General features: G+C 37.8%; 27 protein-coding genes. 11 read left to right on the forward strand and 16 right to left on the reverse strand.

Annotated features, from left to right (window positions below; all coding sequences use genetic code 11):
- Positions 1 to 11: 11 nt before the first annotated feature.
- Positions 12 to 203 (reverse strand): DUF1059 domain-containing protein, encoded by a 192-nt coding sequence (locus CSP5_RS07585; RefSeq protein ID WP_148690028.1) that lies wholly within the window; start codon positions 201 to 203, stop codon positions 12 to 14.
- A 143-nt stretch (positions 204 to 346) separates the two neighbouring features.
- Here CSP5_RS07585 and hutH point away from each other — a divergent pair, with 143 nt between their 5' ends.
- A complete protein-coding gene (gene hutH / locus CSP5_RS07590) occupies positions 347 to 1,858 on the forward strand; it encodes a histidine ammonia-lyase (RefSeq protein WP_241869810.1) in 1,512 nt (503 codons plus the stop codon).
- Between the two features lie 13 nt (positions 1,859 to 1,871).
- Here the strand turns inward: hutH and CSP5_RS07595 are convergent, their stop codons facing one another.
- The 4 genes from CSP5_RS07595 to CSP5_RS07610 all read right to left on the reverse strand — a co-directional run bounded on the left by CSP5_RS07595 (position 1,872) and on the right by CSP5_RS07610 (position 5,560).
- Positions 1,872 to 2,393, reverse strand: a complete 522-nt coding sequence (locus tag CSP5_RS07595; RefSeq protein WP_172399440.1) for a zinc ribbon domain-containing protein — start codon at positions 2,391 to 2,393, stop codon at positions 1,872 to 1,874.
- Positions 2,394 to 2,456: 63 nt separating this feature from the next.
- Positions 2,457 to 3,404, reverse strand: coding sequence for a hypothetical protein (locus CSP5_RS07600; protein WP_148690030.1), 948 nt, complete (start codon positions 3,402 to 3,404; stop codon positions 2,457 to 2,459).
- Positions 3,405 to 3,539: 135 nt separating this feature from the next.
- Positions 3,540 to 4,490, reverse strand: coding sequence for a hypothetical protein (locus CSP5_RS07605; RefSeq protein WP_148690031.1), 951 nt, complete (start codon positions 4,488 to 4,490; stop codon positions 3,540 to 3,542).
- 125 nt (positions 4,491 to 4,615) lie between these two features.
- Positions 4,616 to 5,560 carry a hypothetical protein gene (locus CSP5_RS07610; RefSeq protein WP_148690032.1) on the reverse strand — a complete coding sequence of 315 codons (945 nt, stop codon included), beginning with the start codon at positions 5,558 to 5,560 and terminating at the stop codon, positions 4,616 to 4,618.
- A gap of 240 nt (positions 5,561 to 5,800) precedes the next feature.
- On the opposite strand from CSP5_RS07610, the gene CSP5_RS07615 reads away from it, so the two are divergent.
- Positions 5,801 to 6,568 (forward strand): DUF929 family protein, encoded by a 768-nt coding sequence (locus CSP5_RS07615; RefSeq protein WP_172399441.1) that lies wholly within the window; start codon positions 5,801 to 5,803, stop codon positions 6,566 to 6,568.
- Positions 6,569 to 6,657: 89 nt separating this feature from the next.
- Here CSP5_RS07615 and CSP5_RS07620 read toward each other — a convergent pair whose 3' ends face one another.
- A complete protein-coding gene (locus CSP5_RS07620) occupies positions 6,658 to 7,596 on the reverse strand; it encodes a bactofilin family protein (RefSeq protein ID WP_148690034.1) in 939 nt (312 codons plus the stop codon).
- A gap of 146 nt (positions 7,597 to 7,742) precedes the next feature.
- Here CSP5_RS07620 and CSP5_RS07625 point away from each other — a divergent pair, with 146 nt between their 5' ends.
- Complete coding sequence (locus tag CSP5_RS07625; protein ID WP_148690035.1) at positions 7,743 to 8,153, forward strand: winged helix-turn-helix transcriptional regulator; 411 nt, start codon at positions 7,743 to 7,745, stop codon at positions 8,151 to 8,153.
- A gap of 44 nt (positions 8,154 to 8,197) precedes the next feature.
- On the opposite strand, the gene CSP5_RS07630 is transcribed toward CSP5_RS07625, so the two are convergent.
- On the reverse strand, positions 8,198 to 8,767 hold the full coding sequence (locus CSP5_RS07630; protein WP_077076555.1) for a DNA-3-methyladenine glycosylase I: 570 nt from the start codon (positions 8,765 to 8,767) through the stop codon (positions 8,198 to 8,200).
- Between the two features lie 54 nt (positions 8,768 to 8,821).
- Complete coding sequence (locus CSP5_RS07635) at positions 8,822 to 9,226, reverse strand: DUF302 domain-containing protein (RefSeq protein WP_077076556.1); 405 nt, start codon at positions 9,224 to 9,226, stop codon at positions 8,822 to 8,824.
- A gap of 80 nt (positions 9,227 to 9,306) precedes the next feature.
- Here CSP5_RS07635 and CSP5_RS07640 point away from each other — a divergent pair, with 80 nt between their 5' ends.
- On the forward strand, positions 9,307 to 11,688 hold the full coding sequence (locus CSP5_RS07640) for a M1 family metallopeptidase (protein WP_148690036.1): 2,382 nt from the start codon (positions 9,307 to 9,309) through the stop codon (positions 11,686 to 11,688).
- 104 nt (positions 11,689 to 11,792) lie between these two features.
- Positions 11,793 to 13,793, forward strand: coding sequence for a threonine--tRNA ligase (locus CSP5_RS07645; protein ID WP_148690037.1), 2,001 nt, complete (start codon positions 11,793 to 11,795; stop codon positions 13,791 to 13,793).
- Between the two features lie 53 nt (positions 13,794 to 13,846).
- On the opposite strand, the gene CSP5_RS07650 is transcribed toward CSP5_RS07645, so the two are convergent.
- From CSP5_RS07650 to CSP5_RS07660, 3 genes are all read right to left on the reverse strand, one after another.
- Positions 13,847 to 14,062, reverse strand: coding sequence for a DUF167 domain-containing protein (locus CSP5_RS07650; protein WP_021790196.1), 216 nt, complete (start codon positions 14,060 to 14,062; stop codon positions 13,847 to 13,849).
- 218 nt (positions 14,063 to 14,280) lie between these two features.
- Positions 14,281 to 15,942 (reverse strand): YncE family protein, encoded by a 1,662-nt coding sequence (locus CSP5_RS07655; protein ID WP_148690038.1) that lies wholly within the window; start codon positions 15,940 to 15,942, stop codon positions 14,281 to 14,283.
- An 85-nt stretch (positions 15,943 to 16,027) separates the two neighbouring features.
- Entirely contained in the window at positions 16,028 to 16,303 is a 276-nt protein-coding gene (locus tag CSP5_RS07660; protein ID WP_148690039.1) for a hypothetical protein, read from the reverse strand.
- 225 nt (positions 16,304 to 16,528) lie between these two features.
- Here CSP5_RS07660 and CSP5_RS07665 point away from each other — a divergent pair, with 225 nt between their 5' ends.
- From CSP5_RS07665 to CSP5_RS07675, 3 genes are all read left to right on the forward strand, one after another.
- Positions 16,529 to 17,770, forward strand: coding sequence for an MFS transporter (locus CSP5_RS07665; RefSeq protein WP_197685802.1), 1,242 nt, complete (start codon positions 16,529 to 16,531; stop codon positions 17,768 to 17,770).
- A 213-nt stretch (positions 17,771 to 17,983) separates the two neighbouring features.
- Entirely contained in the window at positions 17,984 to 18,547 is a 564-nt protein-coding gene (locus tag CSP5_RS07670; protein ID WP_148690040.1) for a hypothetical protein, read from the forward strand.
- A 6-nt stretch (positions 18,548 to 18,553) separates the two neighbouring features.
- A complete protein-coding gene (locus CSP5_RS07675) occupies positions 18,554 to 19,153 on the forward strand; it encodes a thioredoxin domain-containing protein (RefSeq protein ID WP_148690041.1) in 600 nt (199 codons plus the stop codon).
- A 345-nt stretch (positions 19,154 to 19,498) separates the two neighbouring features.
- Here CSP5_RS07675 and CSP5_RS07680 read toward each other — a convergent pair whose 3' ends face one another.
- The 5 genes from CSP5_RS07680 to CSP5_RS07700 all read right to left on the reverse strand — a co-directional run bounded on the left by CSP5_RS07680 (position 19,499) and on the right by CSP5_RS07700 (position 23,417).
- Entirely contained in the window at positions 19,499 to 20,092 is a 594-nt protein-coding gene (locus CSP5_RS07680) for a hypothetical protein (RefSeq protein WP_148690042.1), read from the reverse strand.
- A 26-nt stretch (positions 20,093 to 20,118) separates the two neighbouring features.
- The gene (merA, locus tag CSP5_RS07685) at positions 20,119 to 21,558 is read right to left on the reverse strand and encodes a mercury(II) reductase (RefSeq protein WP_172399442.1); all 1,440 of its coding nucleotides are present in this window, start codon (positions 21,556 to 21,558) and stop codon (positions 20,119 to 20,121) included.
- 13 nt (positions 21,559 to 21,571) lie between these two features.
- Positions 21,572 to 21,805, reverse strand: coding sequence for a heavy-metal-associated domain-containing protein (locus CSP5_RS07690; protein WP_148690044.1), 234 nt, complete (start codon positions 21,803 to 21,805; stop codon positions 21,572 to 21,574).
- Between the two features lie 465 nt (positions 21,806 to 22,270).
- Positions 22,271 to 23,146 carry an IS3 family transposase gene (locus CSP5_RS07695; RefSeq protein ID WP_148690045.1) on the reverse strand — a complete coding sequence of 292 codons (876 nt, stop codon included), beginning with the start codon at positions 23,144 to 23,146 and terminating at the stop codon, positions 22,271 to 22,273.
- A gap of 1 nt (position 23,147) precedes the next feature.
- Complete coding sequence (locus CSP5_RS07700; RefSeq protein WP_148690046.1) at positions 23,148 to 23,417, reverse strand: transposase; 270 nt, start codon at positions 23,415 to 23,417, stop codon at positions 23,148 to 23,150.
- Between the two features lie 358 nt (positions 23,418 to 23,775).
- Here CSP5_RS07700 and CSP5_RS07705 point away from each other — a divergent pair, with 358 nt between their 5' ends.
- From CSP5_RS07705 to merA (CSP5_RS07715), 3 genes are all read left to right on the forward strand, one after another.
- The gene (locus CSP5_RS07705; RefSeq protein WP_148690047.1) at positions 23,776 to 24,153 is read left to right on the forward strand and encodes a winged helix-turn-helix transcriptional regulator; all 378 of its coding nucleotides are present in this window, start codon (positions 23,776 to 23,778) and stop codon (positions 24,151 to 24,153) included.
- Between the two features lie 79 nt (positions 24,154 to 24,232).
- On the forward strand, positions 24,233 to 24,466 hold the full coding sequence (locus CSP5_RS07710) for a heavy-metal-associated domain-containing protein (RefSeq protein ID WP_148690048.1): 234 nt from the start codon (positions 24,233 to 24,235) through the stop codon (positions 24,464 to 24,466).
- A 6-nt stretch (positions 24,467 to 24,472) separates the two neighbouring features.
- Positions 24,473 to 25,906 carry a mercury(II) reductase gene (gene merA, locus CSP5_RS07715; protein WP_148690049.1) on the forward strand — a complete coding sequence of 478 codons (1,434 nt, stop codon included), beginning with the start codon at positions 24,473 to 24,475 and terminating at the stop codon, positions 25,904 to 25,906.
- The last annotated feature ends 47 nt before the right edge of the window (positions 25,907 to 25,953 follow it).

The following is a 25,953-nucleotide window of genomic DNA, read 5'->3' on the forward strand; positions in this document are numbered from 1 at the left end:
GAGTGATACTATTAATTCCTGTAATCCTCAACTTCCTCCAGTGATCTGTTCACAAGATCTGTTATAGAAGTTGAGTCCTGCATTTCATGGAATCTCTGGGCATGTGCTCTTGCGTGTTCTTCTGCCTCTTCCCTTGTCTTTGCAATAACCTCGTAATCGCATTCTTTTCCCGTTGACCTGCATCTAAATCTAAATCTTGACATTGTTTACTGTAAACCTAACTATGTTAAAAATTTTGTTATAACATAATTAATATATTTAGGTTGATTCGCTCATTCATTGTGAGATTATGTTGAATTTCTGAATCACTTCATAAGTGTTAAATTCCTTGAAATCAATCACATCCATGGAAGATGGGATAATTGAGATAGATGGATTCAATTTAAATCTTGAAAAATACCAGGATATTGTTTTGAATAAGAAAAGGGTTGGAATTTCAGATAAAGCACGAACGAATATCCAAAAATCAAGAGTTTCCCTGGAGAAACTAATTGCATCCGGAAAAAACATTTATGGGGTTAACACGGGATTTGGAAGCCTGCTGAACAGGAAGATCAGGCCTGAGGAGGAGAGACAGCTACAGGTTAACCTAATAAGAAGCCATTCAGCCGGATTTGGAAAACCACTAAGTGAAGAAAAGGTAAGGGGTATAATGCTGGTAAGGGCAAACAGTCTCTGCAGGGGACAATCAGGATGCACAGTGGAACTTGTCCAGAAAATTATGGATTTTCTTAACTCTGGAATATGTCCCTATGTTCCTGAATTTGGATCTGTTGGTTCAAGTGGAGATCTTGCACCATTATCCCACATAATGCTAGCAATGATGGGCGAAGGTGAGATTTTGGATAATGGAATAAGAAAGAATGCATCCACTGTACTAAAGGAGAAACACATCAAGCCCTATGAACTCAGAGAAAAGGAGGCACTTGCTTTTAACAATGGAACTGCTGCAATCACAGGAATTGGTATGTTAGAACTGATCAGGGCTAAGAATAATCTTGCCCTTGCAACTGGATCTGCCATTCTTTCAATGGAAGCCTTAGGTGCAACCAGAAAGGCATTCACACCATGGGTACTGAAGGCAAGAGATCAGCCCGGACAGGCAAAAATAGGAAATGCACTGTATACAAGACTTGGTGGAAGTGCCAGTATCGAAGAGGGCGACAGAAGCAGGATTCAGGATGCATACACCATCAGGTGCACGCCACAGGTTTTCGGAGCTGTTCTTGATACCATAAATTATGTTGAATCAGTGCTTGTAAGAGAGATGAATTCAACCACAGATAATCCGTTGATTAATGATGAAGAATACATTTCTGCCGGAAATTTTCATGGTGAACCTGTTGCCCTTGTTTGTGATTTTCTGGCAATTGCACTTACTGATCTTGGTAACATGATAGAGAGAAGGATCGCCAGAATTACAGATGAGAATCTCAGTGGCCTGGATGCTTTCCTTGTAAGGAATAGTGGCCTTAATTCTGGTTTCATGATTGCACAGTACACAGCAGCAGCGTTATGCAACAGGAACAAGATTCTTGTATATCCAGGATCTGCAGATACCATACCTACATGTGCAAATCAGGAGGATCATGTTAGCATGGGTGCAAACTCAGCAAACAAGCTTTCCGAAATTAATGACAACCTTAACAGGATTATATCTACTGAATATGTGCTAGCCATACAGGGAATGGATCTAAAGAACAGTAAATACTCAGAATTTTCAGAAAGAATCAGAAGAGAAACAAGAAAATATATATCTTTTCTGGAACAGGACCGTCCGATCTACAGGGATATGGATAGAATGCAGGAGGTCATGAATGGGTTTGAAATGGATATATACAGAGATATATTTTACTGAACCCTGAAGATAATCAGCCCATCAATGAACCACATGAGGGACAAAATTTTGCATTCTCATCCACAAGCGCCTGACACTGCCTGCATCTGACCTTTATAATTTCATTCTTAACCTCAGTATTCTCCGGTATGGACTGCTGGTTTGGTGTAATATTCTGCATGACAACACCAGGCTGCTGTTGCGTTCCCGTCTGATTATATGTCAGATTTCCAGATTTGGCAGATGCGATTTGATTTATCCACAATTGCGGTTCCTTCACCCTGAAGCTGTACTGGGTTCCATCAGCATTGATCCTGAATTCGTGCCCCTTGAATATTATATCCTTCTTCCTGTCTGCCACGAGTACAGAACTTAGAGGTATGTTGATTAAAATAATATCATGCTTGTCCTTTACAAAAACCATTCTCCTGCTCTCTCTTGTTGTTTCAAGAACGATTCGCTTGTTTGTCAGAATCAAATTGCCCCTCTCTCTGCCATTACCAGTTTCAACACCATGTTCTGTTAGCAGTACTGCTTCTCCAGCGTCAAATAACATATGCTTCATTATGATAACTTGATTACATATTTAAGGATTAAATACAGTCAGCAATTATTTTCCTTAGAAATCTACTTCTTGAAGTATACTGCTTGAATTAAGCCATTCCTGAATGGGCTGTACTCTTCGTATTACTGGGTTTAGACCCATTTCCATCAAACCAGTTTCCCTCAAAATACCAAGCAGTTCCAGGGTAAATATTGATGGATGAATAATGAAGTACCTCATTACCCCATTATCAAGGGACTGCATTTTCAAAAGGACAGGTATCCGCTCCTTTCTGATTTTATTATTAATTTCTGTAAATATAGGATTATGAATCTCTACTTCGTAGAGTCTTCCCTTAATTATTTCATTCAATCTACTGCCTACTTTTTGTCCGTCTCGGATAATATAAACTGCTGAAACAGTTCTGGATTCATAGGGTGACTTTATAATTCTAAACCAGCTGTTTCCCAGGGCATCAATTCGATCTGCAAACTTTGTTTGGTCTAAGGTAAAATCATATTCGATCACAGAAACATTAGATCTGTTGCTCAGATCTTCAAGTGACTTTTTCATGCCTCCACTTGGTCCGAGATATTCAATAGCCACATCCGAAGTTTGATCCATATTTTTCAGTAGAATAGACGATATTTTTTCAAGCCTATTTTTGGAGAATATTATTTCTACCTTGAAAATTCCCTTATCTATCCATGCAGATGACAGTACGGCTGACTGTGCCCCAACAAGACCCTGCATCAGTTTCCTAAAATCTTTTGAAACTTCCATCTCTCTTGAAATTCGCCATATGCCATTCTTATTTACAGCATTCATGCTATTGAGAAAAATGAATAATTCGCGATTCATATTCAAATCATCCGGAAAGAATATGCTTATCTCTGTTTTTTCTCCATCAACGTAAATTCCCATTTCTGATGTTATGGAGTATTTCCTTGCACCATTGGTAAGTTCTGTTTCAGGTGAGAATGAAAGCCTAAGTTTCCAGTCAAGAAGAGAATTGTCAGACAATATGATCTGGTTTAGATTTATCAAATACTTAAATTTAGTTATTATATCCTTTTATGATCCTGCCATAATAGGTTTCAATTAACAATTTGACCTGATGCTTCATTTTTCATTTCGCATTAAAAATTATCTTCAGTATCATTCTCTGTCCAGCCATTCCTTCAGTGTTTCTATTCTTTCCAGATCAATTTTCCAATCTGTAAATTTCTTTTCTGTGTCGGATATTAGCCGTAAAATTTCTTCTGTAAATACAGTTGGTGCGATAATGAAAGTCTTTAAAACCGAGTCCTCAAACATCTGAACTCTACTGAGTGTTACGATATTTCTTCTTATTATTTCGTCGTTTATTGCATTTACCACTTCATTTTTGGTTTTCCCGTAATAAACACCGTCATCTATCTTAATTATTCTCGGATTCTTAAACTCATAACCATCAGTGAGATATACAGCATCTATGGATTTTGTCCCGAGAGGCATCTTTAAAATCCTCAACCAACTCTCGTTAAGCAGATTGTCAGTTAACTGTTTTTCGCTGGATTCAGTCTTAAGTGTCATTTGAATTACACTCAATGGATTTCTGTTATCTACGATATTTAATATTCTCTCGTATCCCTCACTGGGACCGAGATATTCTATATTTAATTTCCACTGTTCACCCTTGAATCCAATAATAGCTTTGGATACGGAATCCATATTCCTATAGGAGAAAAGGAATTCAGTAAAGTATCTACCCTTGTCTATCCATACTGATGAAAGGACGCATGAAGGTATGTTGATTAATTCCCATACTGTATCTATATAATCTATTGATTTTGTTACTTTCCTGTGTATTCTCCATATACCGTTTTCCAGGATTCCTCCTGATTTTGATATAAATATTGCAAGATCTCTTTCCGTGCTGGATTCAGCCGGGAAATACAGATTGATCTCAGCCTCATTTCCTTCAAGATGGAATCCAATTTCTGATTTTATATCGAATTTCCTGGAAGCTTTGGACACCTCTGTTTCGGGTTCTATGGAAGCGATCAACTTCCAGTTTAGACCGTCCAGTTTTTTTAATATCCGGTGCCCATATCCCCCTTCTTCCATTTAATTTCTCCAGATTAATAAATAAATTTAATTAAATTCTATTATACAAATGTTGTCTATTTATAAAAAATATTTGGTACAAAATGTTGTATGTATGGATAAGATTTTAACATATTTTTAACAGTTTACGTAAATTTTGATGGCAGAATTTTTTCTCTATAAATCCATTCTCCTATATTCTGTACCCTGAATATTTTTAAGTTCCATTTATCAAATGATGTTGCTACCTGTCTAGCTACATGTATGTATTCACCTGCGAAAATATCAGGAACTGCGGTAATAACATAGAATTTTCTTCCCTTCAGTATATTGACCCTTGATATACATGGTATTCTATTTTCACTCATCAAACTGTCCATGCCCCTTATGAAGTTGTTCTCTGTTGCGGCATAATAGATCTTTCCTGGAACTATCTCCTTAACATCTTCTCTCTGGGGTTTCTCATTGGTGAAATAGATACCGTTTATATTTCCCCTGCCAATTGGTGTTTTTTCTATTCTAACCCATTCAGTTCCCATTGGATTTCTTTCCATCTTAAGTTCTTCTTCTGGTGGATCAGTTTCTATACCTATGAGTGTTAATTTTGTCCTATCTGTTATTCTTCTTATGGACTCTCTGAATCCACCACTAGGGCCAAGATATTCAACCTTGACATCTGATTTTTCCATGAGTTCTTGCAAGATCACCTTTGATACATCGTCTATTTGAGAATCATGAAATAAGAATTCCATTCTATACTGGCCCTTAGAAATACTGAATGAGGACAGCACAACTGATGGTATAACGAGCAATTTTCTAGCCGTTTCGGTTAATTGGAAATTCTTTCTTGCAATACTTCTTACCCTGTATATATTGTTCATTTCCATTGCCTTTGACTCATTTAGGAATATTACCATTTCCCTCTGCATCTCTTCGGTTTTCTTTACAAAGAGGTTAATTTCTGTTATCTCATCCTCGAATATGAAGCCAAGCTCTGACTCTATGCCAAACTTCTCGGTTTTTTCTGCCGTACCACCCTTTGGTTTAGAGGAAAGACAGAGTTTCCAGTTCAAAGCATCCAGTTGTTCCACATTTTTCAACTCCATTATTCATTTACATGCAATTTACCGGATAGAACCCATGATAAATGCATATGCCGTTAAACTCATAAACTGTCAACATATATAATATATTCTCCTTATAATTGAGTTGGACTACAAGTGAAATAATTCCTACATAATAAATGGATTCCTGCGTCAGCTAACCGATTGTTTGGAAGAGACAACCTTACTTTAAGAATATTTAAATACAGCAATACGAATATGCTATGCATGCATTTCACAAAGAAGGAAATATATGGAGTTATTTCCATTGTGGTGGTCATTATTGTTGTGGTATCAGGTATTGCAATTTATTCAAATTTAACAAAAAATACTGCTCCTGTTCCGCTATCGAAGTATGTAAAAATTTCAAACAATGACCTACTAAGTAATGGACAGAATCACATATATTTCATATCATGGTATGGGTGTCCCATAGGAGCTGATAATTCTTGGGTTCTCTACAGTTTCCTTAATTCAACGAGAGATGTGGCACCGGATGTTGTCCTGCATAAATCAATATCTGGAACACCAGCCCTTTTATTCCTTAATGGAACACATAAGCTTGGTGAAAATATAAGCTTCAACTACGCAGGAGTGCCTTTTGGATTCACTTCGCTGTACATGTATAATGAAACCATGACTGGAGGTGTATATAATAACGCGATATCCAGCAGTTCAAGGGTGAGTTATGCACTTAGCGTTCTTAAAGGAAATCTCCCGGAGAGCGTATATCAGGTTGCAGATAAATATGAAACACAGGTCAGGATTCAGAATCAAACCGGATCATGGTCTTCATCGACAGGCCACCTTGTTACAATACTAATAGTGACTGGACCTGACGGCACATTCGTTCACTTCTGGTTCATGTATCCATCATTTTCCAGTAAAGTATCACCACAAACAGTATTCAAAAATCTATCCACATACCCACAGATAAGCAACGCTGAGGGACAGTTCCTGAATGCACTTGGAGGATCCAATGTTGCATGTGCCTGAACTCCTCTAACTAATTTTTTCTAAGAAAAGTCCATTTCCTATTAGTCAGAAATTTTTTTACAATGTTATGATTAAAATTGGTGTGGAAATTATGGAATAATCTTCTTTTCCTTAACCTTCGCTTCATCTGATATCTTCAGTGATTTTGCCTCGACATAATCAATATTACACCCTGCTTCAATAATTATGTCATCGCCCTTAACATATTTCGAATTTGTTGATTCAAGAAAAGCCCTGTTACAGATTATTTCATCTATTTTTGCCTCTCCGGAAAGGAATCTTTTCTTCTGCAATCTTATTTCAACGATGTCAGATTGAAGCTTTACAACATGGCTTGTAGAATTGTATATCTTCATTTCAAATCGCCTTGAACTAATGGAATCCGCATTTATCCTTCCGGAGATGTATATCTCATCCCCGGTTACAGTTCGAACTTCAACTAATCCGGAAGATTTTAACATAGTGCATTCGATTGATTCTGCCTTTGTCTTTCCGGAATTTTCAATATTCTTTGCCCTTAGCAATTTAGAAATCTTTGCTGAACCAGAACTTTCAAACTCATCACATATGACTGATTCTGCACTGATTGAACCTGAAGACTCAAGTTCACATGCTTCCATATTACCTGCAATTTGAAGAGATCCAGAGGATTCAATTTTATTTCCCCTTACGTTTCCTCCTATATGCATAGAACCAGAGGAATGAATTGTATCTGATGAAATAACATCCTTTTCCACCCTGCAGCTTCCTGAAACATGAAAGAAGATCGAATCAATGCTACCATCAACGGTAAGAGAACCTGAAACTGAGGTCTCTTCTGCATACACCGATTGTATCATACCTGAACCAGATATCCTGATCTTTTTTGATCTCTCTGTCTTTGATTCTTCCTGTGCTTTTTCATCACGTCTTTCCTCCTTTTCAGATCCATTTTCCTCCCATCTTGACATGATCTCATTAAACATGTCTTCACTCATCTTTCCGCCTGCAACCATTTCCCGAAGTTTTTTCTTTCTGTCTTCGTCCATATACCATCAACATCACATTAAGTGGCAATATATTAATATATTTAGAACTAATAATTTAAATCACTTAATTTAATTATTAAATACTTTAACTTTTGAATTGATATTAGCAACCTAAAAGTTTATGAATACTTGCAACATGATCTTTCATGATCTCTGATATAAACATTCTTACCTCAGGTTCTAAGGTTTCTATAATAGAAATGCTGAGAACACCAAAAACTCCTGATGATATTGCAGGAATACTGAATATAACAAGACAGGGAGTTGACAAGCAGTTGAAGGAACTGATGAGATATGGAATTGTCGATAGAAAGTGGTTCATTGGATACAGCAGACCAAAAATAGAATATTTTCTAACGGAACTTGGTTCTGAATTCTATTCCAGCCTCAGAGAGATTGAAAAAAAGTTTAAGGAGTCTGGAAAAGCCATGCTGAATGAAAAGCTGAAAAATCTTGATATTGATCTCATGGATGGGAAATTGTCTGTGGAGAAATACACAGAGGAGAAGATGATCCTGGAAGATTCCATGGAATGGTTTTTTAGCACCGAGGAATGAATCTGTTTATTAGATCAAACTTTATGAGTAAATTAGAACATATTTCACAACTGATCGTACCTGAAACAATCAATCAGGTGATCATTGATCATACCAGTTCCCTGCATAAAAGCGTAACATATTGTTGATCCAACAAACCTAAAGCCCCTCTTTTTTAAATCCCTGCTCATACTGTCTGATTCGGTGCTTGTTGCAGGTATCTCCTTATCTTTTTTCCATCCATTTTTTATGGTCTTTCCATCCACAAATGACCAGATATAATGATCAAATGACCCATATTCCTCAACCACTTTCAGAAAAGAAGAGGCATTGGTAATGGCAGAATTTATTTTAAGCCGGTTTCTGATAATACCACTGTTATTCATAAGTTCATCAATTTTTTCCTGATCGTATGTGGCAATCTTTTCCGCAGAAAAATTATCAAATGCCTTCCTGTAGTTTTCCCTCTTCTTCAGGACAGTGATCCAGCTGAGGCCTGCCTGAAATCCATCAAGGGTCAGTGCCTCAAAAAGTGTCCTATCATCGTGCACTGGGACACCCCACTCCCTATCATGATACTGCTGATATACCGGATCCTCAATGCCCTTCCAGTGGCATCTTTTTAATTCGTCCATTTAGAAAAGATCGTAATACGGTTATTTATTCTATCCATTCATGTGCTGTGAATGTTAAAGACTAGTTGTTTTACTGAGATCATCAATAATCTTCTGAATCTTTGAGTCAAAGGATTTTCCATTTTCTGATAACTCCTCCATGTTATGCGTTTTCAGTATTGATTCAAGTCTTCTGTAAAGAACATGAGTACCGTCTTTCTCATAAACAAGTATTCTAGCAGGTAAATCAATGGCAAGCTCTGGGTTTGACATTATCATACCGGTTCCACCCTTTGGATTTCCAAAGATGATTACCCTTGCTGGAAAAAGTTCAAGATCGACTTCCTTTGCAGCAATGCTGTGATCAATTTCACTGAATATTTTAAAACCAGAATTTTCCAGTCCATTCTTCAGTACCTTAACGGATTCGTTGAAGTTCAATTTTAAAATTTTCCTTATAAAAGATTCTTCGCTTAACATATTTTATAATTCCTTCATGGTATATATATGTGATCTCATTGGAATGATAATTTATTTACACAATCACCCTATTTGTGTGTATGAGAATAGAGCATTATGATATTGATCTGGACTATGATGAGAAAACGAAGGAATATACAGGCAAGGAAAGGATTATGCTCAGTGGAAATGAGAAAGATTTTGTTATAAATACGCTGAATCATGAAATAAAGGAGATAAAGCTGAACGGTGTTAATGTTGAACTGGAAAATGGAAAAAAGGATGAGGAAAAGATCATAAAGGGAGAATTGAGGAATAACAGTGAACTGTTCATTGAATTTAAAGCAAAGGTGCCCGAGGCACTAACTGGTCTTTACCTTGCAAAAACACCCGATGGCTCTGAAATGGTATCAACCCAGTTTGAGGCTATTGGTGCACGAAGAGCATTTCCCTGCTTTGATGAGCCACTGCTGAAGGCAACCTTTTCAATAAAACTTACCATTGCCAGTCATCTTGACGCAATTAGCAATATGCCAGTTGCTTCAACTACGGAAAAGAATGGAAGAAAAACGGTAGAATTCCAAAGGACGCCAAGAATGCCAACCTATCTTCTCTATCTAGGCATAGGGGAATTCAAAACCATGCACAGGAAGCATGGAAATGTTGATCTTTACCTTACGGGATTGAAAGGGCACATGGAAACAACAAAATATCCACTTGATGTTGCAGAACACTGTATAGATTTTTTCAATGAGTACACAGGTATCCCATACATGCTTCCAAAAATGCACCTCATATCTGTACCAGAATTTGCAGCGGGAGCAATGGAAAACTGGGGTGCAATCACATTCAGAGAATCAGCCTTACTGCATAATGAAAGCTCTGGAAATGCTTCGAAAAAGAGGATTGCATCTGTCATTGCCCATGAGATCGCACACCAGTGGTTCGGTGATCTTGTGACCATGAAATACTGGAACGATCTATGGCTTAATGAGAGCTTTGCAACATTTATGGCAAATAAGGCCATAGATGCCATATATCCTGAATGGAACATAACAGGTGATATGCTTGTTTCAGACGGGAGGGGAGCATTCCTTGTAGATTCACTGGAAAGCAGCAATCCTGTTTCACCTAAGGAAAGGGATATGGACAAAATGGGTGAAAGATCAACGGAAATAACCTATGGAAAGGGTGGAATGATCCTGAGGATGATTGAAAGCTATGTGGGTGAGGATGCATTTAAAAATGGCCTTCATAACTATCTTGTAAAATATTCATATTCCAACGCTGAGGCTGCAGATCTATGGAAGAGCATATCTGAGAATTCCGAAAAGGATGTTAGTGGAATAATGGATGCCTGGATCACAAGAGATGGCTATCCACTTATAACCGTAAATAATGGAAATAAAGTGGAGATAACGCAGGAAAGATTCCTTCTCAACGGTAAAACAGACGATAGAATATGGCCTGTCCCTCTGACTGTGAAGAGAAAGGATGGGATTGAAAGCATGCTCTTCGGCAGCAAGGAAAAGGAGATCAGTGTTGGTCAGTTCCTGAAGCTGAACGCAGATGAAACGGGCTTTTACAGGGTAAAATATTCAGATGATTTCTACAGCAAATTTGATCCGGCATCAGATGATTTTACTGAATTTGACCTGATCGGCATTATAAGTGATCTTTATGCACTTGTAATATCCGGAAGGATGGATCTGAAAAGATATACTGATATTATAGGAAAATTCAAACAGAATGGCAAATACAACCTTTACATCCAGATATCCAATGAACTTGCAGAACTTTATCACATTTTGTACAGGAATGAAGATGTTAAGAAAACATTCATGGATTTTCATGAGAAACAGAAAAAATTGCTTGAGAAGGACAGAAATGATGATATAAACAGGTCAATTTTACATGGTCTTGTTTTGAGAAGACTGGCAGAGGTTGATGAGGATGTATGTGGTGAACTTGCGGCAAAGTACAATCATATGGAAAAGGAAGATCCGGACATGAGAAGTGCAATTGCATATGCGTTTGTTAAGAAGCATGATGATCCTGAAGCTACCATTAAAAAATACGAATCGCTAAAAAATGACAATGATCGTGTTGCGGTGCTCGTTTCCATGGGAAATTTGAAAGGAAAAGAAGCAATGGAAATGATCTTCAATCTTGCAAAGGATGGCAGGATAAAAAAACAGGATGAATCAAGGTATTACACATCCTTTGGACTTTCCATTGACAATAAGGATCTGGCATTTGAAAACATTGAGAGAATTGTTGCAAGGCTCAATGAAATATCCTCAGGCGGGAGAAATGTTTCAAATCTTATGTCTTCTGTACTCCCGTTCCTGGGAGAAGGAAGGACTGATGAAACAAAGAAACTCATGGATAAAATCAGAAACGACAAGAACAAACTTGGAATTGCAAAGGGACTGGAGAAACTTGAAATTTTTGAGAAACTGAGAGAGAAGTATAATAATTAAATTAAATTTTTTTCCAGAACCATAATTTAATTTTTTAATCACAGGATCAAAACTGTTCTACCTGCGAAGCATAAGAATTTATTGCAGTTATTAATCGTAGTTCAATGTCAGAAATGCAGTTTTCTGTTAGGAAGGGCGAGCAGATGGGTAAACCATTTGCCGGAAAGAGGGATATTATTGCAGTCAGGGTAGGTGAAAATCTTCATGATTTAATGGAAATTGCAGAAACTGACACTGATGTTTTACCAGTTACGCTGAATGATGAATACGGCCTGCATATACTGAGACATTCCGCCGCACACCTGCTTGCCCAGGCTGTAATGGAAATGTATCCAGATGCCAAACTAAATGCAGGACCTGTTGTGGAAAATGGTTTTTACTACGACATAAAAATGGACCCACCTGATCAGGATAACCTTGATATGATAGAAAAGAAGATGAGGGAACTTGCATCTAAAAAGATACCCATTGTTCGTGAGGTACATAGGAAAAAGGATCTTAGGGAAATGTTCAGGGATAACAGGTTCAAGCTTGATAAGATAAACGATTATGTTGGAGAAGAATCAACCGTATACAGACAGGGTGAATTTGTTGATTTCTGTACAGGCCCTCATGTGCCTGACACATCCTATATCAGGCATTTCAAGCTTCTCAATGTTGCATCTTCCAATTACAAGGGAGATATCAAGGAGGAGAGGCTCACAAGAATTTATGGAACAGCGTTCCCTGATGAGAAGTCACTGAAACAGTACCTGAAGAACAGGGAAGAGGCTGCACAGAGGGATCACAGGAAGATTGGATCTGAAATGGATCTGTTTGTTTTCAACTCTGAAAGGGCACCTGGTCTACCAATGTATACAGCAAAGGGTTCCGTCATAAGGAATGAACTCATAAATTTTATGAGGGAACTGAATGGCAAATTTGGATGGGAAGAGGTTACAACACCCCACTTGTTCAAGGATAACATGTGGAAGACATCTGGCCACTATTACAAGTACAAGGACGACATGTTTCTTTTCACACTGCCAGATGGTGATTCATATGCGTTGAAACCCATGAATTGCCCAGGACATATAACCATATATGAAAACACAAGCCATAGCTACAGAGACATGCCAGTAAAGTTCAGTGAATTCGGAACAGTTTACAGATATGAGAAATCTGGAGAGGTGGGTGGATTAACAAGACCAAGAACATTCACTGTAGACGATGGACATGAATTCATGAGACCAGATCAGATTGAAGATGAAATAAAAAGTGTTCTTGATATGATGAAAATCACATTTAAAACATATTTTGATGAGATTGAGGTAAGATATGATCTTTCAGTTGCAGATAAATCCAAGCCTGAGAATTATCTGATCAATTATAAATGCAGGAAATGTGGTCACCTGAATGAACCAAGAAGAATGTCCGCGGAGACAAATGAACAGAAATGTGAAGAGTGTGGTTCTAAAGATCTCGAACCAGATTTCTCCCTCTGGGATAATGCCACAGAGCAGTTAAGAAATGCACTCGTATCATCTGGAATTGAATTTAAGGAGTATCCAGGAGAGGCTGCTTTCTATGGTCCAAAGATAGATGTGCATATAAAGGATGCGCTTGGCAGATCCTGGCAGCTTACAACAATTCAGATAGATTTCTTCATGCCCATAGCCTTTGGCCTTTACTTCATGAACCAGGAGAGCAAAAAAGAAACACCGGTTATGCTTCACAGGGCCATATACGGTTCAATAGAGAGATTTCTGGTGATCCTGCTTGAAAACTCCTATGGTAAATTGCCCACATGGCTTTCACCTATCCAGTGCTATATCATACCCCTCAGTGATCAGCAGAAAGAATATGCAGTTCAAGTAAATAAAAAACTGAAGGAATCTGGAATAAGAACATATCTTGATGAATCTTCTGAAAGCGTGTCAAAGAAGATCAAACTTGGAAGAAGATTCAGGCCATCCTATTTTCTAATACTGGGAGAGAGGGAAAAGGAAAACAGTGAAGTTTCGGTGAGGAACAGGAATGACAGGATTCAGAACCTGAAGATGGAAGAGTTCACGAAAAAGATCACTGAGGAGATCAGGGATAGATTCAGGGATCAAACGCTCTGATCTCATTTTGTTCCTAACCCTGTAGAAAAGTTCAAAGAAGTAAGTTTTAGTGCTTAAATGCACCTGACTTCTATTAGTTTATTTCTTCTTGTTGCTCCCCTCAATATGCTGACACAGTTGACTTCCACATGATAATATTCTGAGATCTGCTTCATTATGTCATAGTTTGCCATGTTGTTTTTCATTGGCTTTTCTGTAAATACAACCACGTTTTCACCATTAACTTGTATTTTGCCATTGCCTGTGTGAACTTTGACCTTAAGGATCATGAATTAGTATGAAAATTGAGGATTAAAAACAATTAGTATTTTCATGAATATAATAAGCTCAGTTTCCAATCCTCTTTAATCTCTATTTGAAATAGTATTTAAACAGCTGACTTTCTATTAATTTAATTGCTTTTAAGTTTGAATTGTAGAATTTTTTACACCTACCGAATTAAAACATGTTATTCAATTCTAAGAAATAAGGAAATCATAAATGAAAATTATTTCCTCCTCCATATTACTACTGCAGCCACTGCAACTATGACTGCTGCTGAGGCTGCACCTATGATTATGTATAGATCTGTGTTTGAAGTTACCTTTGAGAATGTTATGTTTTCTGTTACATTCTTTCCATTTACTGACATTGTTCCTGTAGAGTTTGATGTTTCGTATCCTGATGTGTTTCCGATTGTGTATGAATATGATCCGTTTGTTATCGTAAAGGAGTAGGATGATCCTGTGATCGGCCCAGATTTTACCCCATTAGATAAATTAACATACCACATTGATCCAGATTGTAATCCTGATTCCTTGAATGTTACTGAGTATGTTTGTAATTTGAATGAAAAGTCTATCTGTTTAGCTGATCCTTTTACTGATACATATCCAGATATGTTCATGTAATCTGTTGATGTTGCATGATAGAAATATGTGCCATTGAACTCATGGAATGTGTATGATGTGTTTGTTAATGTATATTTTACATTATTGAATGTTAATATCCATCTTGATCCCAATGGAAGATTTGATTCCGTAAATGTTACAGGATATTCTACTATTTTTTTTGTTGTTATTATACTAACAGTTCCAGATAAAGCATTTGTTACATATACATATCCATTGCTGGAATCAAAAGTTACTCCAAGTGGCGTTTCCCCAACGTCTATGGTACTTATTACCTCATTGTTTGAAACATCTATCACTGAAATGCTGTTAGATAAAGAATTTGTTACGTATACATACCCATTAATTGAATCAAATGAGGCCCAGTATGGTTCCATTCCCACTAGTATTGTATCTATCACCGTATTGGTTGCACCATTGATTACCGATATAGTGTTAGAGGCTTCATTTGTAACATATAAATATCCATTTCCAGAATCGAAGGCTACTCCAATTGGTGATGTGCCAACTGTTATACTACAGATCACCTTATTGGTTGAACCATCTATTACTGATACGCTGTTAGAACAATCGTTTACAACGTACAAATTACCGTTATCAGGGTCGAACGAGATCCCATAGGGAGATGATCCTACTGATATATTATCAACCACCCTATTGGTTGCACTGTTGATTACAGCTACATTATTAGAACCCTTATCTGTAATATACACCTGATCATTGGCGGAGTCGAAGGTGACCCCGTATGGTTGAAATTGTACAGATATTGTGCTTGTAACGGAATCTGTTTTACCATCAATTACTGATACGCTGTCCGAAAATTGATTTGTTACATACAAATTTCCATTACTGTTATCGAAAGCTACTCCAACTGGATTTAAGCCAACCTGTATTGAGCATTTTACTTTGTCATTGGTAGCATTGATTACTGATACAGTGCTAATATTATAATCAGCTACATACAGATTTCCATTACTTGAGTCGAAGCTTGTTCCAACTGGAATAAGGTTGCTTTTGGCATTGATAAAATTACCATTCACAATTTTGTTGCTTGATAATAGTAATGTATACTGCACACAGCCTGCAATGGAAAGACTCCCATTATCAGAGGCAAAGGGGTTTATATGGGATTCATATGGAATATTTACACGCGCACCATTATCAGCACTCATCACAAAGGTTGCAAGAAATGCACAGATTAACGTAATGGTTAATATTTCAAGAATAAGCCTTTTTCTTAAACTTGATAATTTTGCCATTCATTGTAATTTATAATACTGTATAAAAGTCTTTCTATGTGATTTTTAAATAATAATAGTAGACAATAAATCTTGTCAATAAAATTTAATGAGTTTGAATTCTATCAATGCCCATTCCCCTCTTCAATGCCCGCCCAGAGATGTTCCAAGCCTGTTTCCATAATGATTTCATGATGTCAGTGAAATTGTATGTTTCAATATACTGAATCAAGCCAATGGATCTAGTTTCAAATCTCAATGTAAGTCTGGAACTCTTCTCTGTACATGGCATCACTGCCTCTATGATGCCATGTTCATTGCATGACACCTTGATGGAGAGATGCATGAATAAATGTAATGAACTCAACGCTATCAAAACCATCCATACTCTCTCCCTTAAGTGATCATAAACCGTGCATTGTTTCCTGCATATTGGGCAAAGAAGCTTTGAAACCTTCACATCTGTTTGTATGTCTAAACGGTCTTTTTTACAAAATTGCGGGAAACCTTCTCAACCTTCCAGTGTGAATTAAGTTATAGCAACGTTAAACAGAGCTGGAATTAGTCTATTGAAAAATATATCAAGACATTAGATAGAATTACCTGTATGAAAATGAGGGAGAACCATAAATTATTTCTAGGATATGTTACTAGAAGTAATGTGAATGAGAAACTCAGAATAGCCAGTATTTTGATTACATTTCTATTAGCTGCATATTCAATGTATGCCATAACGTTTGTATTAATACCCTTGCATTTATCATTTAATGTTTCACTGGCATTTATAACTGTAGCTGTAACACTTTCATGGATTGGAGGTGGTATAGGTGGTTTTATCTTCGGTTACATTTCTGATATTTTTGGAAAAAAGAATACTGTGCTTATCACAATACTAATGTATTCTATATCAACAATTTTAATATTTTTTATCAATAATATTTACCAGCTGTATGTCTTAATGTTTTTTGTGGGTGCAGGTGTCAATGGCGAAAATGGGATAAGTTATGTTTTAATCTCATTCCTGCAGAAAACAAGATTAAGGGGGACAATTGGGGGTTTTATGCAGGGATTATATGCACTTGGTGCATTACTTGGAGCCATAACTGCCTCAACAATTCTACCACGTTATGGAACAATGGCATGGAGATATGTTTTTTTAATAACTGGGATAGTATCTCTATTTTCATTAATTTCCTGGTTATTTATACCTGATTTCAGTAATGATAATTTTGGAAAGCATAGAAAGTTAAATGTAACAGAAATATTCAATAGAAATGTTATAAAATTAACATTGTTTGGTTCCATATTTGCATTTGCATCCTTTATGTTTTTAATACCGTTGTTCAGCCTGGCACCCACATATTTGCAGGATTATGGTATGGGTAGTTATTACATAATATATGTTGGTTTAGTTCTAGCCTCATTGGTGTATGGGCTATCCGGCTACATATCAGACAAGATAGGGAGGAAGAGGACCGTTATCTACTTCTCCCTTATGGCAATTATATTTTCAGCTCTATTCTTATATGTTAATTATGAATTTTTAGGATATTTTATTCCAGTATCACTGGTACTAATATACATGAGTTCATCTTTCTTCGCATTTTATGGTGTGTGGATTAGTGAATTATACCCTCCAAAGATGCGGGGCGCGGGTTCAAATTTTACCCTTTTGGTGGCTCGCATTCTTGGTGGTGGTTTTGGCCCATTAATTGTTGTGTTGATTCCATTAAAACTTGGTGTATCCTTAGGAACAATATTATTTATAATGGCGGTAGTGGCCTTAATATCATCCATATTCATTAAAAAACCATCGAACCAGACTTCCAACGTTGGAGTCAAAATATAAGTAGAATAATTTTGTTGATCAAAATATACCTTTTTTACCATGAAATTTTCATCACCTAATTTATATTGTCTGCAGAACAACTTGGTATTAACTGTATTGAATATCCTTTAGGATAGTTTAAATCTACACCTAAAATTTATTCAAGCAGATCACCTCAAAGTAAACTTTTGTTTACTTACGTACTTAAATATTTTTTTTATTTTTACTACAGCTATGGAGATAACTGGAAATAGGATTAACCTTCCCCTATCAATGAAGGCAATCCATGAAACAATGCAAATAAAAAAGTACCTGATTCTATTTATTACAATAGCAGCACTTCTTACTGCCCTATATTTTATTTTGCTCCCAATGCTACCCTTTGGAGCATTTTTTCTGCCAGCAGTAAGATTCATAACTCCTATTCAGATCTTTTTCGCATTTGCGATGGGTATTCTCTTTTCGCTTCTAATCGTAACCGCTCTTCGTTCACATTCATACGGTCTAAAAATTAATAAGGGAATGGGTGCAACATCAATACTTACCAGCATTGTTAACGTATTCTGTTGTACACCAATTATTCCAACACTTATTGGAATTCTTGGTGCCTCTTCACCTTTTGTTTTCCAGTATTCTCCACCAATTCAGCATTTCTTTGCCGTGGATTACCCAATATTCTACATAATTTCCATCCTGATGTTAACATATTCCATATTGAAAACAGCTTCGAGCCTGGGATGCTGTAATTTGGATGTTGTAAGGAGAGAAAACGTGATATCACGAAAACAGGAGGCCTGATGTCTAATGTCCAATTTAAAGAAGAAAAAAATGGAACAGTTAAGGAAAAAGAAGCTGGAAATGAGAAAGAGGATTGAGAAAGTTGCATTCTTATCAATAACGGTTGCCATTCTGGTTGTGGTGGGTATACACTATTCTGGTTCATTATCTGGAGGAAATCATAATGTAACGAAACCAAAACAGTCACTTACTGATTTTAATGTTTATTTGATAACAGATACTACCATATCAACAAAGTCTTTGGAAGGAAGTCCGTTGGTCGTGTGGTTCATGACAACATGGTGTTCTTCATGTGCTGAGGGAAGTGAACTTCTTGCCTCACAGTATTACAACACATTCAGAACAGATGGCATACACCTGTTGCAGATCGAAAATTACAATGACCTAAATGAGCAGGGAATGAGCCTACAGCAGTTTGTAACGCAATATGGAGGTGCGAACGAACCCGGTTGGTACATAGGAACATCTACTCTGTCAGTAACTCAGCAATATAACCCAACCAGTGCTCTTGATGTGTATTATTTGGTGAATTCACAGGGATACATTGTTGGCAGTGGACAGGGGCTTGGTGCTAACCTAAACAGCGTAATAGAGACGTTGGGGTGAAGTTATGAATTTTGAGAAGAATCGAGAAGGAATCAAATGAGAAATCAATTTCCTTTGATTTCATAAGTTTAGGCTAGTTCTAGCTCCTTTTATTACAATCCGGCACAAGGTTCTCCATGCAGTGCAACCATGTGATTTTAGATAGAATTACAATTTCATTGGTGGATCAAGATTCCAGGTCAAACGGACTACGATGAGTGACTGCATTTGACTTACTAATGAAAGATTTTCAGTCGTGCTTTATGGATACATACGTTATATAATAGGATAAATTTAATATTAATTCTTCTAAGAATAAACCCTATCAATCTAAATTCATTGATTACTGTCTAAATTATTTAGACTTCATAGGCTTTGAGAAGAAAGGTTATTTCTGACTGACATGTTTCTGAAATGTAACCATATTAGAATTGCACCATTAATCACGTCTATAAGGTATGAAACTTCCTCAAGATATATATCGAAAGCGAGGGATGCTGATGCTGACACAAATATTGCAATTGCAAAGTATATAATGGGAAAGGTGCAACATGCCCCCGTTGTTATTGTTGAGGCAAAAACTGAGAATGATAGTTTCATCACATGCTTCCTTTTACTGCTCAGTGCCAACTGTTTAAACACATCCATTAGGGTAAGAAAAATGGCATAGCTCAAAAAAATTGTAAGTATTACCGGAAATATAGGAAGCGAAATTTCGAAATGATATGTTGGGTACCAGTAAAATCCGCTGAACCCTAATAACATATGGATGTTATTGGACCAAACCAAAAACATGATTCTATGGTTAATTCCATTGCTGATTGCCCCATACAAACTGCCCCTGTAATAGTCAAAAAAACCAGCTGAAAAGGCATCCATAACCCAGAGGCCTATTGATATCAGCAGTGCCAGAAGCGATGGTATCCGGAAAGATTTAGTTGAATGGTTGCTGGAATGCATTTATATTATCCCAAATGATGTGCTGTCTATTCAACACAGCACGCCATCTTTGAAAGATCCCTTATGAAGGATTGGGCAGCAAGTTTTATTCCCTCTGAAAATGAAGGGAATATATGGCTCGTTGCAATTATATCATCGATGGTATAACCGTTCCTGACAGCGTAAGCACCCTCGGTTATGATATCTGTTGCGTTTGGGGCCATTATGTGCATACCTACAATTCTGTTGTCATTTGGATCCACTGTAATCTTTATGACACCTTCAGTTTCGCCCATTATGCTTGCCTTCGTCAGGTTTTCAAGTGAAAATACCCTGCATGAACATGATCCGTTCTTCTTTGAGAACTCGTTTTCTGTCATTCCAACCCCTGCAATCTGCGGGCTTGTAAATACTGCCCATGTGGAGGAGTCATAATCAATCGTAAGATCTTCACCAAACATGTTGTTCACTGCTATAACGCCCTCCCTTGCTGCCAGAGTTTCAAGAAACATCTTTTTGGAAACGCAGTCCCCTGCCGCATATATACCAGGCGTGGATGTCTTCATTTTTTCAGAAGTCACTATTTGCCCCCTTGAATCGACCTCAACGCCCGCGGACTTGAGATTCAGATATTGTGTGTTTGCATGCCTTCCAGTTGCAACTATGATCTCCTGGACTTCTATTTTTTCCTTTCCATTATGCGTTATAATATCAATTGATTTTCCATTCCCGGATCTGTTCACTGAACCGATTCTTGCCCCCAGGTGGAACTTCATTCCTTCCTTTTCCAGGAACCTCTTCATTGCCGAACTTATCTCTGGTTCTGTTTGTGGTAGAAGTGAATCCATTGCCTCAATCACTGTTATCTTTGAGCCGAAATGCATGAGAGCCTGACCTATTTCCAGTCCTATGGCTCCTCCGCCTATGATGGCAACTGACTCAGGCATTTCATTGAGTTCCCATATGGTGTCGCTGGTTAAGAATCCTGTTTCCTTCAATCCTTCAATATTCGGTACACTAGGGGATGAACCTGTTGCAATGAGAATGTTAGATCCTGTGACCATAGAAATTTCATTCCCGTCAGAATCCGATACCAAGATGGTCTTCCTGTCGACGAATCTCCCAAGACCGTTGAAAAGTTTTACATTGCTGTAGTTTTCAATCACCTGAGCATATTTTGTGTCTCTTGCATGTGTAACGTATGATCTCAGGCCTTCCATCACCTCTGAGAAGTTATGTTTCACCTGAGTGGGGTATATGCCGGACATTCTGGGATGATTAGGTCTGAAAACTGAATGGGATGCCTCAAGCAGATATTTTGATGGGACACATCCCACGTTGACGCATGTACCTCCCAATGATCCCGTGCCTATCATGGCAATTGTCATCTCGCCATTGCTAAGTTCCGAGGCTTTGATTGCAGCTGAAAAAGAAGCTGCACCCCTTCCAAGTATTACAAGATCAAATTTCTGTATCTCGCTCTTCAAGTTCATTCGCCTTTTACTGTTCCATGAGCGTTGCCTTGTAGTGTGATGGCTTTTCGAATACCTTGTTTTTAAGAAGTCCTTCTGGGCTTACCTTTGTGGGATCGAACTCAACCTCTCCAATGCCATCTTTCAGGGATACCTTCACATCTCTGACGCCTTCCTGATTCTTTAGGCCACGGCTAACTGTTCTTACGCAGTCATCACAGGTCATTCCATATATCCTCAGTTTTACTTTTCTTTCTTCCATAATTATACATAACATTCGTGTATTAAAGTTGGAAAGTAAATTATTGTTTACCTATCGAAATGAAGATGACTCACTATGCGAAATAATTTTTATACTGAATATGATTCTTCTCCATAATATTGAAATATTTCAATCCTTGTTGATTCTACAAGAATTGAAAGCCATAATTCCTTATTTTTCATACATATTAACATGTAAATTTCAGAAGCATTTATGATCAGTTATGTGAAAAAATGCAATTATAATGCAATTTTGATGCAAATAAAATGAAACATTAATGCAATGGTAAAAAAAGAAATGCAACATTGATGCAATTAAAATGCAGACAATTATAACGTAATATTACCAAAGTTAAAGTGTAAAATGCTCAAGATTGAATAAGCATCCATGATTTGCTTGTGACATTATTTGGTTATTAGATTCATTTTTGATAATCTGCTCCACCAGAATTTGGAACACTTTTCATCAATTCTCATCTAGTGTCACCTCAACTTCTTTCTTTTCGAATCTGTTCCTGAATGAAGGATCATTCAGGAACTTCCTCCTGAACTCCCTTGGGGGAAGATAATCGATGGATGAATGCAGGCCGCATTCATTGTAATCTGTGAATGCCTTTTCTATCTTTATGGAAGCTTTATGAAAGTCTCTCAATTCATTAGGCCAGATATAGTCAGTCTTGATTGAGTTATGGAATGATTCAATATCTCCATTATCTTCCGGAGTGTGTTTCTGTATATACTCAAGATTGATCCCAAGTAGTTTCATGGCACTCCTGAACTCCCTGGATATATACTGGGGGCCATTGTCTGTTCTCAGTACCAGGCCTTCTGATACTGATCCATTGAATGCCAGTAGAACAGCATTCTCCACAGAACGTATGGCATCCCTTGCCATACATGACCTGGAATAATGATATCCCTGCCATTCCTTGGTGAAAGTGTCCTTGATGCACATCAGATAGGTCATTCCCGATTCGGTGGGAATGTAAGTGATGTCAGTTTCCCAGAGCTGATCCGGACCATGGGGATGGAAGAGATTCCTTTTCTTCGTTTTCACTCTGTGTTTCGATGCAGGAAGGTTCAGGTTGTTATCCTTAAGAATCTTCCTGACTGTCTTCTGGTTCACTTCTGTACCAGAATTACGAAGAACTGCCCACACTCTCCTGTATCCGTATGTTGTCCTCTCTGATGCAATGTCCTTGATCCTTTCCTTGATTGATGGATCAAGCCTCTGAATATTCCTCTCTGTAGATTTATAATAATATCCGGATAGTGATATTCCGGATGTCCTTGAGATATTCCTCAAGGACATCTCCTGTTTTAGATCTTCCACAACCATCATTTTATCCTCTTGATCGTTTTTTAAAAGCGTCTATGACCAGTGACTGATCTCCTATGATCTTCTTCAGATCCTCGATCTCCTCATCCCTCGAATCAGAATTCCTTCTCTGAGACAGTGCTGACTTCCCTCCAAGTATGAACTGTTCCTTCCACTTGCTTAACTGAACAGGATATATGCCATGCCTGCGGCATATTTCAGCCTGTGTCACATTCTCGGAAAAGGATTCCATTACGATCTGGAACTTCTCTTCAGCCGAATATTTTGATTTCATGAAAAAACCTTTATGATTTGATAAACTGCTATTTGCATGCTCTCCATGTATCTGTTCTTCTCTATAATATTATTATCATAGTGTTCCAGTTCTATGATGGTGCAGGTCATGAGCTATCAATCTTTTAAGAAAGATAGAAGAAAAAAAGAATAATTCTGGAAGTAATCGGTGAAATTGTTCTATTTTCTTTTGAAGAAGACAAGTTTTAACATTTGTGCGGAAAATAGAGAGGAAATTAGAAAACCTCTAAACTTATCCAAACACACTATTTAATATATTACACCCTAACTACAACGAACCGTTTTATATTGGAAATTAATTGCTAATGCATAGATAAAAGTTTTGGGGGGTTGTGGAAATGAAAGAAGCTCACGCGGCTGATGAGAGAGGGTATGTCATAATGCCTGAAAACCAGAGCATTAACGTAGAAAGATCTGAAGATATTCTGAATTTACTCGGCAAGAAATATTCACTGCTCATTATTGGTATTTTGGGAATTGATACTACGATGAAATTTAATGATATAAAAAAAATCCTTGGATGCCCATCGTCGAATATTCTGACAGCACGACTTAGGGAGATGAATAGTGCAGAAATTATTGATAGAAATGTTGTACAATCCTCCCCGATTTCAGTTATGTACTCGCTAACTAAGAAAGGTATAGAACTGAGAAAGAATCTAATTCCACTTTTCAGCTGGATTGAATATAATTGCCCTAGAACGAAGTTAAAATAAATAAACTAGGTATACTTTATAAACTAGGTATACTTTACTTAACAATTCTATATATTAGGTTGATTCACATCTATGAAATATGACACAAAAAAAGGTTGAGCTAAAGATATTCGGAATGACGAGCAACGAATGTGAAGGGCTTGTCTCTAAGGGACTCAAAACGAGAGATGGTGTAAAAGATGCGGTTATCGATTTTAAGCTTGGACTTGGCACGGTGGAGATAGATGACACAAAAGTTTCTCCAGAAGACTTGATTCGGCTTCCGGTGTTCACCCAGTCGCATTACCGGGCACAGATAAGGAAGGTGGAGTGATTTTAAATGTCTAAAGAATTTGATTTAATTATATTCGGTAACGGAGTCGCTGCATTCTCTGCGGCAGTAAAGGCTTCTGAGGTAACTTCCCAAGGGGCCAGCATTGCGATGATAGGCACAGGGCCACTTGGAGGAACTTGCATGAATGTGGGATGTGCCCCCTCAAAATACCTTCTGGAAGCCTCTCACCAGATATACCTTCCCGGGCATCCAAAGATGAGAGGACTTCCGTCTACAAAGATTGAACACGATTTCTCTTCTATCATGGAAGGTCTTAGATCATACGTGGACCATACACGTAAGACAAAATTTGTCGACATGTTGCAGAATTACCCAAATGTAACTGTGTACGATGGACTGGCCAGGTTCGTGGATAGTAGAACTGTTCAGATAACAGATCAGGACGGAAAAGTTAAAGATGAGATCACCGCGCCGAATGTACTGATTGCAACAGGCTCACACCCAACCGTTCCGAATATTGAGGGTCTCATGGAAACTGGTTTCCTTACAAGTGACAGTATCTGGAACATTGGCAGCTTGCCGGAAAGCATAGCGATAATAGGTGGGGGGGCTATAGGACTTGAGATTGGACAGGCTTTGTTGCACTTTGGTTCCAAGGTAACCATAATAGAGGCTTTGGATATAATTCTTCCACAGAGTGAACCTGAGATAGGTCAGGCGCTTATGCTCAGACTTCAGCAGGAAGGTATGAATTTCTATCTCGGAGCCAGAGTCAGTTCTGTGGGGAAAGAGTCAAACGGACATAAATATATTGAGTTCATAACACACAAGGGAAATGAGAAAATAGAAGTCTCTGAGATAATAGTAGCCACCGGCCGTCAACCAAACACTTCAAACCTGAATCTGGAAGCCGCAGGGGTAAAAACTGATGGTAGAGGTCTCATTGTAACCGATGCGAGGATGAAGACAACATCGAGTGGAATTTATGCCGCTGGAGATTGTGTTTCAAAGACGATGTTCCTGGAGACCCTTGCAGTAAGGGAAAGCATCGTTGCAGTAGGCAACATGTTCGGCGAGAGTGCTGAGATCAATTACATGTTCGCGGCATGGGCCGTATTCACGTACCCACAGGTAGCAGGTGTCGGGATGACCGAGAAGGAATTCTCCAAACTAAAAGGATCATGCTCGTGCAGGACATCTTCATTGGCGAACACAATCTATGCCAGCATAACTGGAGAAACCGATGGAATCATAAAAATCACAATAGATCCGGAAACAAATAAGATTGTTGGAATGCACATTTTTGCACCCAATGCAACAGATCTCATAATTGAGGGTGCATACTCCGTGAGGTTGGGACTCACATATGATGATATAGTTGCATCAGGACGTATATTTCCGTCATATTCTGAAGGAGTAAAGCTAGGGGCTCAATTGTTCATCAGGGATGTTTCTAAAGCTTCGTGCTATGTTGAATAAACAGATACGATTTCCCCTTTTGTTGCTTCCAGAAATTGCCTAAAACC

Origin of the sequence: Cuniculiplasma divulgatum, assembly GCF_900083515.1 — an archaeon.
Taxonomy (GTDB): Archaea; Thermoplasmatota; Thermoplasmata; order Thermoplasmatales; family Thermoplasmataceae; genus Cuniculiplasma; species Cuniculiplasma divulgatum.